General features: G+C 61.0%; 11 protein-coding genes. 8 read left to right on the top strand and 3 right to left on the bottom strand.

The window, feature by feature from the left end:
* Positions 1 to 285 precede the first annotated feature (285 nt).
* From V3W40_RS13255 to V3W40_RS13240, 4 genes are all read left to right on the top strand, one after another.
* The gene (locus V3W40_RS13255) at positions 286 to 1680 is read left to right on the top strand and encodes an FAD-binding oxidoreductase (protein WP_065948776.1); all 1395 of its coding nucleotides are present in this window, start codon (positions 286 to 288) and stop codon (positions 1678 to 1680) included.
* Positions 1681 to 1702: 22 nt separating this feature from the next.
* The gene (locus V3W40_RS13250; RefSeq protein WP_027608418.1) at positions 1703 to 2368 is read left to right on the top strand and encodes a fumarylacetoacetate hydrolase family protein; all 666 of its coding nucleotides are present in this window, start codon (positions 1703 to 1705) and stop codon (positions 2366 to 2368) included.
* A gap of 336 nt (positions 2369 to 2704) precedes the next feature.
* Complete coding sequence (locus V3W40_RS13245) at positions 2705 to 3631, top strand: SdiA-regulated domain-containing protein (protein WP_065938078.1); 927 nt, start codon at positions 2705 to 2707, stop codon at positions 3629 to 3631.
* A 121-nt stretch (positions 3632 to 3752) separates the two neighbouring features.
* The gene (locus V3W40_RS13240) at positions 3753 to 4667 is read left to right on the top strand and encodes an SdiA-regulated domain-containing protein (RefSeq protein ID WP_027608420.1); all 915 of its coding nucleotides are present in this window, start codon (positions 3753 to 3755) and stop codon (positions 4665 to 4667) included.
* Positions 4668 to 4685: 18 nt separating this feature from the next.
* On the opposite strand, the gene rpiA is transcribed toward V3W40_RS13240, so the two are convergent.
* Positions 4686 to 5357 (bottom strand): ribose-5-phosphate isomerase RpiA, encoded by a 672-nt coding sequence (gene rpiA / locus V3W40_RS13235; RefSeq protein ID WP_027608421.1) that lies wholly within the window; start codon positions 5355 to 5357, stop codon positions 4686 to 4688.
* Positions 5358 to 5493: 136 nt separating this feature from the next.
* On the opposite strand from rpiA, the gene ilvA reads away from it, so the two are divergent.
* Positions 5494 to 7008, top strand: coding sequence for a threonine ammonia-lyase, biosynthetic (gene ilvA / locus V3W40_RS13230; protein WP_281113334.1), 1515 nt, complete (start codon positions 5494 to 5496; stop codon positions 7006 to 7008).
* Positions 7009 to 7049: 41 nt separating this feature from the next.
* Positions 7050 to 7463, top strand: a complete 414-nt coding sequence (locus V3W40_RS13225; protein WP_065938081.1) for a DUF2269 family protein — start codon at positions 7050 to 7052, stop codon at positions 7461 to 7463.
* 111 nt (positions 7464 to 7574) lie between these two features.
* Here V3W40_RS13225 and V3W40_RS13220 read toward each other — a convergent pair whose 3' ends face one another.
* A complete protein-coding gene (locus V3W40_RS13220; protein WP_137212342.1) occupies positions 7575 to 8231 on the bottom strand; it encodes an HAD family hydrolase in 657 nt (218 codons plus the stop codon).
* Between the two features lie 143 nt (positions 8232 to 8374).
* Between V3W40_RS13220 and V3W40_RS13215 the strand changes: the two genes are divergently transcribed.
* Together V3W40_RS13215 and ptsP are read left to right on the top strand one after the other, a co-directional pair.
* Positions 8375 to 8854, top strand: coding sequence for an RNA pyrophosphohydrolase (locus V3W40_RS13215; RefSeq protein WP_003176750.1), 480 nt, complete (start codon positions 8375 to 8377; stop codon positions 8852 to 8854).
* A gap of 22 nt (positions 8855 to 8876) precedes the next feature.
* Entirely contained in the window at positions 8877 to 11156 is a 2280-nt protein-coding gene (gene ptsP, locus V3W40_RS13210) for a phosphoenolpyruvate--protein phosphotransferase (protein ID WP_027608425.1), read from the top strand.
* Positions 11157 to 11311: 155 nt separating this feature from the next.
* Here the strand turns inward: ptsP and V3W40_RS13205 are convergent, their stop codons facing one another.
* Positions 11312 to 12058, bottom strand: a complete 747-nt coding sequence (locus V3W40_RS13205; RefSeq protein ID WP_141607548.1) for an NRDE family protein — start codon at positions 12056 to 12058, stop codon at positions 11312 to 11314.
* Between the last annotated feature and the right edge of the window lie 2 nt (positions 12059 to 12060).

Here is a 12060-nt window from a genome sequence, read left to right as displayed (position 1 = left end):
TTGACGGCGTCTGTTGCCGTCATGCTGCGTTGCCGCTCCTCCCCATAGCCAGCTATGAGTCGTCGCGGCGCCTTGCCTGACGACAACAGCCACTCGTCAAACAGAAACGTATTGGTAAATCAGGGCACAGAGCTGACCCGGACGGCAGGAAAGCCGTCACCGCAGAAACGCCCTTGGGCTCTGTCCTGCGGGGGCGGTATGCTAGCATACGCGCCCCGCTAAACACCTATTCCTGCGACGTGAAGCGTTCTCAGGATGACCATGAATTGTTCGAGAGTTCTGTCGATGACCCATCCTGCCCTGATTGATGAGCTAAAGACCCTGGTTGAGCCCGGCAAAGTGCTGACCGACGCCGACTCCCTGGAGGCTTACGGCAAGGATTGGACCAAGCACTTCGCGCCCGCGCCCACCGCCATCGTGTTCCCCAAGACCACCGAGCAAGTGCAGGCCATCGTCCGTTGGGCCAATGCGCACAAGGTGGCGCTGGTGCCATCCGGTGGTCGTACCGGCCTGTCGGCTGCTGCCGTGGCGGCCAATGGCGAAGTGGTCGTCTCGTTCGATTATATGAACCAGATCCTCGACGTGAACCTCACCGACCGCACCGCCGTGTGCCAGCCGGGCGTGGTCACCAAGCAATTGCAGAACGTCGCCGAAGAAAAAGGCCTGTACTACCCGGTGGACTTCGCGTCGTCCGGTTCCAGCCAGATTGGCGGCAATATCGGCACCAATGCCGGCGGGATCAAGGTCATTCGCTACGGTATGACCCGCAACTGGGTGGCTGGCATGAAGGTCGTCACCGGCAAGGGTGATGTGCTGGAGCTGAACCGCGATCTGATCAAGAACGCCACCGGCTATGACATGCGCCAACTTTTTATCGGCGCCGAAGGCACCCTGGGCTTTGTGGTCGAAGCCACCATGCGCCTGGACCGTGCGCCGAAAAACCTCACCGCGATGGTGCTCGGCACCACCGATTTCGACTCGATCATGCCGGTGCTGCACGCCTTCCAGGGCAAGCTGGACCTGACCGCCTTCGAGTTCTTCTCCGACAAGGCCCTGGCCAAAGTCCTCGGTCGTGGCGATGTGCCGGCGCCGTTCGAAACCGAGTGCCCGTTCTACGCGCTGCTGGAATTCGAAGCCACCACCGAAGAAGTCGCCAACCACGCCCTGGAAACCTTCGAGCACTGCGTCGAGCAGGGCTGGGTGCTGGACGGCGTGATGAGCCAGAGCGAAACCCAACTGCATAACCTGTGGAAACTGCGCGAGTACATCTCCGAGACCATTTCCCACTGGACGCCGTACAAGAACGATATTTCGGTCACCGTCTCCAAAGTGCCGGCGTTCTTGAAGGAAATTGATGCGATCGTCGGCGAACACTACCCAGACTTCGAAATTGTCTGGTTCGGCCATATCGGCGACGGCAACCTGCACCTGAACATCCTCAAGCCGGAAAACCTGAGCAAGGATGAGTTCTTCGCCAAGTGCGCCACGGTGAACAAGTGGGTGTTCGAAACCGTTCAGAAGTACAACGGCTCGATCTCCGCCGAACACGGCGTGGGCATGACCAAGCGTGATTACCTGACCTACAGCCGTTCGCCGGTTGAGATCGAATACATGAAAGCAGTGAAGGCGGTGTTCGACCCGAACGGGATCATGAACCCTGGCAAGATTTTCGCGGTTTAACCGCCCCCGAAGGAGTCGTTTCATGAGCTACCAGCACAAGTATGTCGACGGCACCAATATCCACTTTCCTGTCGGTAAAGTGGTGTGTATTGGGCGTAACTACGCCGAACATGCCAAGGAACTGGACAACCCGGTGCCGACCGAGCCGTTGCTGTTCATCAAGCCGGGCAGTTGCGTCGTCCCGCTGGAAGGCGGTTTCAGCATTCCGACCGAGCGCGGTTCGGTGCACTACGAGGCGGAAATCGCGGTGCTGATCGGCAAGCCGCTGTCGAACAAGCCCAGCCGTGAAGAAGTGCTGGACGCCATCTCCGGCTTCGCCCCGGCCCTGGATCTGACCCTGCGCGACAAGCAATCCGAGCTGAAAGCCAAGGGCCTGCCGTGGGAAATCGCCAAGTCCTTCGACGGCGCGGCGGTGATTGCGCCGTTCGTGGTCGGCAGCACCTTCGCGGACGTGACCGATATTGGCATTCGCCTGACCATCAATGGCGAAGTGCGCCAGGACGGCAACAGCGCGAGCATGCTCAACCCGATCGTGCCGATGATCCAGTACATGGCCGGCTGCTTCTCGCTGCAGGCCGGCGACGTGATCCTCACCGGCACCCCGGCCGGCGTGGGCCCATTGAATGTGGGTGATGACCTGGTGTTGGAATTGACCGGCGTGAATCGTTTCGAAAGCAGCGTTCGATAAGCACCTGATGTGGAAGGGGGCTTGCCCTAATGCCAGTCAGTTAAGGCTTTTTGTAGGAGCGAGCTTGCTCGCGAAAAACTCACAGGCGCCGCGTTCATTCAGGAAGCACGCGTTATCGTTGACGTTTTTCGCGAGCAAGCTCGCTCCTACAGGAGGCGATGTACGCTTAACTGACTGGCATTAGGGCTTGCCCCCTTCCACATTGGGTCCGAATCCATCTCGTGCATCGGCTTTTGCATTTTTTTCACACCCCATCCGGATAATCCTCAGCCTCCTGCGCGCGGGTCCATTGATCCTGTGCTATCACCTACCGCTGACTTTCCGGAAAAGCACCCAATGGCCGTGTCCCTGCCTTCCGCCACACCCAAGCCGCGCTCTCGCTTTGCCTTGCGCTGGTATTCCTGGCTATTTCTGGCGGGTGCCATCGTGTACGGCATTTCCTGGGCCATGCATTGGGACGATCGCGGCGTGCTGTGGCTGTTGGAGGGCTTTGAAACGCCCGCCGAGCGCAGCGAAAGTGTGTGGTTGCCTGACTATCACGTTGTCATCGACGCCAAGGTTTTGCCGGGCATGGAGAAAGACGAAGCCTCGGACGTCTCCTATAACCCGCAGACCAAAACCCTGTTTTCCGTCATGGGTAAAAACCCGTTCCTTGTCGAGCTGAGCCTGCAAGGCGATGTATTGCGCAAGATGCCGCTCAATGGCTGGGACAACCCGGAAGGCGTGACCGTGATGGAAAATGGCCTGATGGCCGTGGTCGACGAACGCCAGCACAACCTGACCATCGTCAAGATCGACGCTGCCACCCAGCAATTGAACAAGGCCGACTTCCCGAGCTATGACCTGGGCCCGTCCAAGGATCAGAACAAAGCGTTCGAGGGGCTTACCTGGGACAAGCGCAATCAGCAATTTGTGCTGGGTGAAGAGCGGCCGCCGGCGTTGTTCACCTGGAAAAGCGACGGCAGCCAGACCCTGGTCGGCGATAAACAGAAACTGGCCAGCAAAGAGCTGGACATGCGCAACCTTTCGGCCCTGGCCATCGACCCGCGCACCGGCCATCTGCTGGTGTTATCGGCCGACTCCCACTTGTTGCTGGAGTTGGACGAGAAGGGTGAACAAGTCAGCTTCATGACCCTGCTCGGTGGCTTCAACGGCCTCAAGAACACCATCCCCCGTGCGGAGGGGGTCACCATGGATGAAGACGGCACGCTCTATATGGTCAGTGAGCCAAACCTGTTCTATCGTTTCGAAAAGCAGAAATAACAGACGAATCACGTCGGATATTTCTCTATTAGCGGCATTCGCCAGACACCAGGGTGCGTTTAAGTTTAAATTCAGACAGGCGTGATATTCATTCGCCACTTTTGACTTTGAGCACCGCCCGATGCGTCGATTTGCCCGCCCCAAACCCATTCTTTTTATGCTGGTGTTGATCGCCCTGGTCAGCGCCGGGGCGGTTGCGCAGCATTTTCGCCTGTTCGAGCGCGCCTGGTTCAACTGGCAGGCCTGGCGTCAGCCGGCGGACGAGCGCTCCATCGGCCTGGCGGATTACCGAGTGACCCTTGAGGCCCAGGTTATCGAAGGGCTCGACGACGATGTCTCGGCCCTCACCTACGACCCGGTACGCAAGAGCCTGTTTACGGTCACCAATAAAAATGCCGAGCTGATCGAGCTGTCCCTTGAGGGCAAGATCCTGCGACGCATCCCGTTGGTGGGGTTTGGTGATGCCGAGGCGGTGGAATTTATCAGCGACAACATCTATGTCATCACCGACGAGCGCCAGCAGCGGCTGATCAAGGTGCATGTGGACGACGATACCCAATTCCTCGACGCCGCCGATGCGGAACAGATGACCCTGGGCCTGCATGTCGGGGGCAACAAGGGGTTTGAGGGGTTGGCCTATGACTCGGTGGGCAAGCGCCTGTTCGTGGCCAAGGAACGCGACCCGATGCTGATCTACGAGGTCCACGGCTTTCCCCATTTCAAACCGGAAAAAACCTACTCGGTGCACGTGATCAACAACCCCAAGCGCGATGCCGGGCTGTTTGTGCGCGACCTGTCGAGCCTGCAATACGACGAGCGCAGCGGTCATTTGCTGGCGCTGTCGGATGAGTCGTTCCTGGTGCTGGAGCTGGATATCGACGGTCGCCCATTGAGCAGCCTGTCTCTGCTCAATGGGCGCCATGGCCTGAAAAAACGGGTGCCCCAGGCCGAAGGGATCGCCATGGATGACGAGGGCACGTTGTATCTGGTCAGTGAGCCGAACCTGTTCTACGTGTTCAAGAAACCCAATCCCTGAGACACATTGGGTTTTGCATCAGGCTTTAAGGGTTTTCACGCCTTCGGAAGTGCCCAGCAGCAGCACATCCGCCGGACGCGCCGCGAACAGGCCGTTGGTGACCACGCCGACGATGGCGTTGATCTGGGTCTCAAGCTCCACCGGGTTGGTGATCTGCATATTGAACACGTCGAGGATGATGTTGCCGTTGTCGGTCAACACGCCTTCGCGGTACACCGGATCGCCACCCAGCTTCACCAGCTCGCGAGCCACGTGGCTGCGGGCCATCGGGATGACTTCCACCGGCAGCGGAAACGCGCCGAGCACCGGTACCAGCTTGCTGGCGTCGGCGATGCAGATAAAGGTCTTGGCCACCGCCGCGACGATTTTCTCGCGGGTCAGGGCTGCACCGCCGCCCTTGATCAGGTTCAGGTGTTCGTCGCTTTCATCGGCGCCGTCGACGTAGAACTCCAGGTCGCTCACGGTGTTGAGCTCGTACACCGGAATGCCATGGCCCTTGAGGCGCGCGGCGGTGGCTTCGGAACTGGCAACGGCGCCGTCGAACGCGCCTTTGTGCCGGGCCAGCGCATCGATAAAGCAGTTGGCGGTGGAGCCGGTGCCGACACCGACGATGCTCTTGTCGTCGAGTTTGGGAAGGATTAAATCGACGGCGGCCTGGGCCACTGCCTGTTTGAGTTGATCCTGGGTCATGCGGGCTCCGGAACGGGCGGGGAGTAAAGAGGGGCGCGAGTATAACCCAACAAAACCTCCGGATTCGTGTGGTCGCCCGGCCAAACGCTGGGTTAGACTCCTTGGCCCTGCCCAACCCGCCCAGTGATTTCCGCCGATGCTTGAACAGTACGTCAAAAAGATCCTCACCTCGCGCGTCTATGACGTTGCCGTAGAAACCCCGCTGCAGACCGCCCGCCAGCTCTCCGAGCGGCTGGGCAACAAGGTCTGGCTCAAGCGTGAAGACTTGCAGCCGGTGTTCTCGTTCAAGATTCGCGGCGCGTACAACAAGCTGACTCAATTGACGGCTGAAGAGCGCGCGCGCGGCGTGGTCACGGCCTCGGCGGGCAACCATGCCCAGGGCCTGGCCCTGGCGGCCAAGGTGCTGGGGGTCAAGGCCACGATCGTGATGCCCAAGACGACTCCGGAGATCAAGGTCGAAGGCGTGCGCTCCCGTGGCGGCAAAGTAGTGCTGCACGGCGATTCCTTCCCGGAAGCCCTGGCCTACTCGCTGAAGCTGGTCGACGAAAAAGGCTACGTCTACATTCACCCCTACGATGATCCGCACACCATTGCCGGGCAGGGCACCGTGGCGATGGAGATCCTGCGCCAGCACCCGGGGCCCCTGGACGCGATTTTCGTACCGGTGGGCGGCGGCGGGCTGATCGCGGGCATTGCGGCGTACGTGAAATACCTGCGCCCGGAGATCAGGATCATCGGCGTCGAGCCGGACGACTCCAACTGCCTGCAAGCTGCCATGGCCGCCGGCGAGCGTGTGGTGCTGCCCACCGTGGGCATTTTTGCCGATGGCGTGGCGGTGGCGCAGATCGGCCAGCACACCTTCGACATCTGCAAACACTATGTGGATGAAGTGATCACCGTCAGCACCGATGAAATCTGTGCCGCGATCAAGGACATCTACGACGACACCCGTTCCATCACCGAGCCGGCCGGCGCGCTCGGCGTAGCAGGCATCAAGAAATACGTGGAGACCCGTGGCGTCACCGGCCAGACCCTGGTGGCCATCGACTCCGGCGCCAACGTCAACTTCGACCGCCTGCGCCATGTGGCCGAGCGCGCCGAGCTGGGTGAAGGTCGCGAAGCCATTATTGCCGTGACCATCCCTGAGAAACCGGGCAGCTTCAAGGCGTTCTGCGAGGCGGTGGGCAAGCGCCAGATCACCGAGTTCAACTACCGCTACCACTCCGGCAGCGAAGCGCACATCTTTGTCGGCGTGCAGACCCACCCGGAAAACGACCCGCGCAGTGCGCTGATCGCCAGCCTCACCAGCCAGGGTTTCCCGGTGCTGGACCTGACCGAGAACGAACTGGCCAAGTTGCACATCCGCCATATGGTCGGCGGGCATGCGGCCAAGGTCAGTGATGAAGTGGTGTTTCGTTTCGAATTCCCGGAACGTCCTGGGGCGCTGTTCAACTTTCTTAACAAATTGGGCGGACGCTGGAACATCTCGATGTTCCACTATCGCAACCACGGTGCCGCTGACGGCCGTGTGGTCGCCGGTCTGCAAGTGCCGGCGAGCGAGCGTCACCTGGTCCCGGCGGCCCTGGAAGCCATTGGCTACCCGTATTGGGATGAAAGCGATAACCCGGCCTACAAACTGTTTCTCGGTTGAGCGACTACGCTGATTGGGGCGGCCTTTAAGGAAAACGACATATGGAAACCCTGACCACCCTCAAAGTTATCCACATCGCCGCCACGGTGTTGCTGCTGCTCAGCGGCCTCGGCCTGGCGCTGTTGGCCTGGCGCAAGCGCAGCGCCGGCCCGGCCGTGACTGTGCAGCGCCCGTGGGCGTTCGTGTGGTTGCTGATGGGCGTTTGCATGGTCAGCATGCCGTTTACCGGCTGGTGGCTGGTGCACCTGGTCGGCTGGCCGCTGGGGCAGACCTGGATCCTGGGTTCCAGCATCCTCTACACCGTGGCCGCGCTGGCCTGGTTCTGGCTGGTGGCACGGCTTAACCGGCTGCGCAAAGGCGAGGGCGGCAGCCTGAATTTCACCTTGGTGCTGGCGGTGGTAAGCCTGGTGGGGTTTGTGGCGATTGCCGGGCTCATGGGCGCCAAGCCGGTTTAGGGTTTTAAACCGCGTCGGCTGCATCGGGGGCAAGCCCCCTCCCACATTTAACCGAGTACATCCTTTGGAATGCGGTCGAGTGTGGGAGGGGGCTTGCCCCCGATAGGGCCATCAGCTACGCAGCGTAATCACCGGCCAACCCCGCTTCTCGGCTTCAGCGCGCAGATTCGGATCCGGATCCACCGCCACCGGATGCGTCACCTGCTCCAACAGCGGCAGGTCATTCATCGAGTCGCTGTAGAAGTAACTGTCTTCCAGGCTGTAGCCAGTCTCTTCCAACCACCGATTCAAGCGCGTCACCTTGCCTTCACGAAAACACGGCACATCAGTGCTGCGCCCGGTGTAGCGGCCATTTTCCATCTCGCACTCGGTGGCGATCAGCGTCTCGACGCCCAGGCGTGCGGCAATTGGCGCGGTGACGAAACGGTTGGTGGCGGTGATGATCACCAGCTTGTCGCCAGCGGCGCGGTGCTTGGCCAGCAGTTCAGCAGCCAGGGGCAGCATGATCGGCTCGATGCAGTCGCGCATATAGTCGTTATGCCATTCGTCCAGCTGGGCCATCTCGGTGCGGCCGAGGATGTCCAGGCAGAAGTTCAGGTAGGCGGCGTTGTCCAGCTTGCCGGCCAGGTAGTCCTGGTAGAACTCGTCGTTGCGGGCTTTGTAGGCGACCGCGTCGAGAATCCCCCGTTCGCAGAGGTAATCGCCCCAGGCGTGGTCGCTGTCACCGCCGAGAAGGGTGTTGTCCAAGTCGAATAAAGCCAGGCGCATTGCAGTTACTCGCTGAAAAGTCTGTAAAAAGGCGTCCAGAATACGGTCTTTTCACAAGAGTGCACATAAGGTAAGAAGCCTCGTTGCCGCTGGAACAACCTTTGTGGAACAATGCGGCGACATGCGTTTGCGAGGTTGTTGCCGTGATCGACCCCGATGGTTTCCGTCCTAATGTCGGGATTATTCTTACGAATGATGCCGGACAGGTGCTATGGGCTCGCCGAATCAACCAAGATGCCTGGCAGTTTCCTCAAGGCGGAATCAACCCCGACGAAACCCCTGAAGACGCCTTGTACCGTGAGTTGAACGAAGAAGTCGGCCTTGAGCGTGAAGATGTGCAGATTCTGGCCTGTACCCGGGGCTGGTTGCGCTATCGTTTGCCGCAACGCCTGGTGCGTACCCACAGCCAACCGCTGTGCATCGGCCAGAAGCAGAAATGGTTTCTCCTGCGCCTGATCTCCAACGAGCAGCGGGTGCGGATGGATTTGACCGGTAAACCGGAGTTCGATGGCTGGCGTTGGGTCAGTTATTGGTACCCGTTGGGCCAGGTGGTGACATTCAAGCGCGAGGTTTATCGTCGCGCTCTCAAAGAGCTTGCCCCGCGCCTTTTAGCGCGCGACTGACGACGGAGTTCGACCCCGAGCCATGCTCAATACGCTGCGCAAGATCGTCCAGGAAGTTAACTCCGCCAAGGATCTCAAGGCGGCGTTGGGGATTATTGTGTTGCGCGTCAAGGAAGCCATGGGCAGCCAGGTCTGCTCGGTTTACCTGCTGGACCCAGAGACCAACCGTTTTGTGCTGATGGCCACCGAGGGCTTGAACAAGCGCTCCATCGGCAAGGTCAGCATGGCGCCCAATGAAGGTCTGGTGGGCTTGGTGGGGACGCGTGAAGAACCCCTGAACCTTGAAAACGCGGCCGATCACCCGCGTTATCGCTACTTTGCCGAAACCGGCGAAGAGCGCTACGCCTCGTTCCTCGGCGCACCGATCATTCACCACCGCCGCGTCGTCGGCGTATTGGTCATCCAGCAAAAAGAACGTCGCCAGTTCGACGAGGGCGAAGAAGCCTTCCTCGTGACCATGAGCGCGCAGCTCGCCGGGGTTATCGCCCACGCCGAAGCCACCGGCTCGATTCGCGGCCTGGGCGGCCAGGGCAAGGGGATCCAGGAAGCCAAGTTCGTCGGTGTACCGGGTTCACCGGGGGCGGCGGTCGGTACTGCCGTGGTCATGTTGCCGCCGGCCGACCTCGATGTGGTGCCGGACAAGCACGTCGACGACATCGACGCTGAAATCAAACTGTTCAAGACGGCCCTGGAAGGCGTGCGCGCCGACATGCGCAACCTGTCGACCAAGCTGGCCACCCAGTTGCGCCCCGAAGAGCGCGCGCTGTTTGACGTGTACCAGATGATGCTCGACGACGCGTCCCTCGGGAACGAAGTCAAGACCGTGATCAAGACCGGCCAGTGGGCCCAGGGCGCGCTGCGTCAGGTGGTCACCGATCACGTCAACCGTTTCGAATTGATGGACGACGCCTACCTGCGCGAGCGGGCCTCGGATGTGCGCGACCTCGGCCGCCGCCTGCTGGCCTACCTGCAGGAAGACCGCAGCACCAACCTGGTCTACCCCGACAACACCATCCTGATCAGTGAAGAACTGACCGCCACCATGCTCGGCGAAGTGCCCGAAGGCAAGTTGGTGGGCCTGGTCTCGGTCCTGGGTTCGGGTAACTCCCACGTCGCGATCCTGGCCCGGGCCATGGGCATTCCGACGGTGATGGGCCTGGTGGACCTGCCGTACTCCAAGGTCGACGGTATCGACATGATCGTCGATGGGCATCGCGGCGAGGTGTTTACCAACCCCAGCGAAGTCCTGCGCAAGCAATACGCCGAGGTGGTGGAAGAAGAGAAGCAACTGGCGCTCGGGCTCGATTCCTTGCGCGAACTGCCGTGCGTGACCCTCGACGGTCACCGTGTACCGCTGCTGGTCAACACCGGCCTGCTGGCCGATGTGGCGCGCGCGCAACAGCGCGGCGCCGAAGGCGTGGGGCTGTACCGCACCGAAGTGCCGTTCATGATCAACCAGCGTTTCCCGAGTGAGAAGGAGCAGCTGGCGATTTATCGCGAGCAACTGTCCGCCTTCCACCCGTTGCCGGTGACCATGCGCAGCCTGGACATCGGTGGCGACAAGTCACTGTCGTATTTCCCGATCAAGGAAGACAACCCCTTCCTCGGCTGGCGCGGTATTCGCGTTACCCTCGACCACCCTGAAATCTTCCTGGTGCAGACCCGTGCCATGCTCAAGGCCAGCGAAGGCCTGAACAACCTGCGCATCCTGCTGCCGATGATCTCCGGCACCCATGAGCTGGAAGAAGCCTTGCACCTGATCCACCGTGCCTGGGGCGAAGTGCGCGACGAAGGCGCCGACGTACCGATGCCGCCGATTGGCGTGATGATCGAAATCCCGGCGGCGGTGTACCAGGCCAAGGAACTGGCGCGGCAGGTGGACTTCCTGTCCGTGGGCTCCAACGACCTGACCCAGTACCTGCTGGCCGTGGACCGTAACAACCCACGGGTGGCCGACCTCTACGACTACCTGCACCCGGCGGTGCTGCAAGCCCTGCAACACGTGGTGCGCGACGCCCATGCCGAAGGCAAGCCGGTGAGCATCTGCGGTGAAATGGCCGGTGACCCGGCGGCAGCGGTGCTGTTGATGGCGATGGGCTTTGACAGCCTGTCGATGAACGCCACCAACCTGCCGAAGGTGAAGTGGATGCTGCGCCAGGTTGAACTGAGCATGGCCAAGGATCTGCTGGCGGAGTTGATGACCATCGACAACCCGCAGGTTATCCACAGCTCGCTGCAATTGGCGCTGAAAAACCTGGGGCTGACGCGGATGATCAACCCGGCGTCTGCCAAGACCCTTTAATGGCGATACGCAGCCCCCGCCCGTAGCAGCTGTCGAGCGCAAGCGAGGCTGCGTCGGCCGCAACTCGGTCCTGAATCGGTAGCGCGCCCGACGCAGCCTCGCTTGCGCTCGACAGCTGCTACGGGGGGGCGCTGCTGGGTAAGACGGCATCAGCGTCAGAACTTGAGTTCTACCTCTCCGAGCCGCCCACCATGCGGTCCAAAGCTGCGCTCCACCATCCGCCGCGTGCCATCGGCATTCACAATCAACGCCGTGCTCGCCCGTGTCCCATAACTGGGGCTGGCGATAAACACACTCGACAGCAAACTCTCCGTCGCCAACCCCACGCCGGTATCCGGCAGCTCGGCAAACGGTGCAGTCTGCGGATCGCTCAGAATCTCCAGTAGCGCTTCGGGCTGGGGATCGTTCAGCAACTCACTCAGCGCGGCTTTGGCCTTAAGCAGTTTCGGCCAAGGTGTATCCAGCCCTGCATTGGATAACCCATACACGCCCGCTTTCAACTGCGTCGGCTCGGTGTGATTGGCGTTGTAATGCCACAACTCTTCCCGCGTCCCCACCAGCAGGTTAAACCCGGCATATTCAATCGAACGGCCGTTAACGTCGGCCAAATACTGGTCAATCGGCAGCGAACCACTGAGAAACCGTGCCACCAGCTCCCCGCGGGACTTGCGTGCCGGCGGCTGGTGCGGATCACGGATATTGGTCAGGGCCGCAAACCGCCCATCGGCATTCACGCCCAGCCAGGTGCCGCCCGCTTCCTGGTCGCGGCCGGCGTAGACTTCGGGCGCATCCGGCCACTGCGCCAGCGGCAGGCTGGGGCGGGCGTAGAACTCATCACGGTTGGCCGCGACGATCAGCGGCTGGGCATGGCCCGGCCGCCAGGCAAAAACAATCAGGCACATCA

Source organism: Pseudomonas sp. AM8 (assembly GCF_036346475.1).
In the GTDB taxonomy this organism is placed as follows: Bacteria; Pseudomonadota; Gammaproteobacteria; order Pseudomonadales; family Pseudomonadaceae; genus Aquipseudomonas; species Aquipseudomonas marginalis.
The sequence above is the reverse complement of the archived record's forward strand: the minus strand, read 5'-3'. Positions and strand labels throughout refer to the sequence as shown.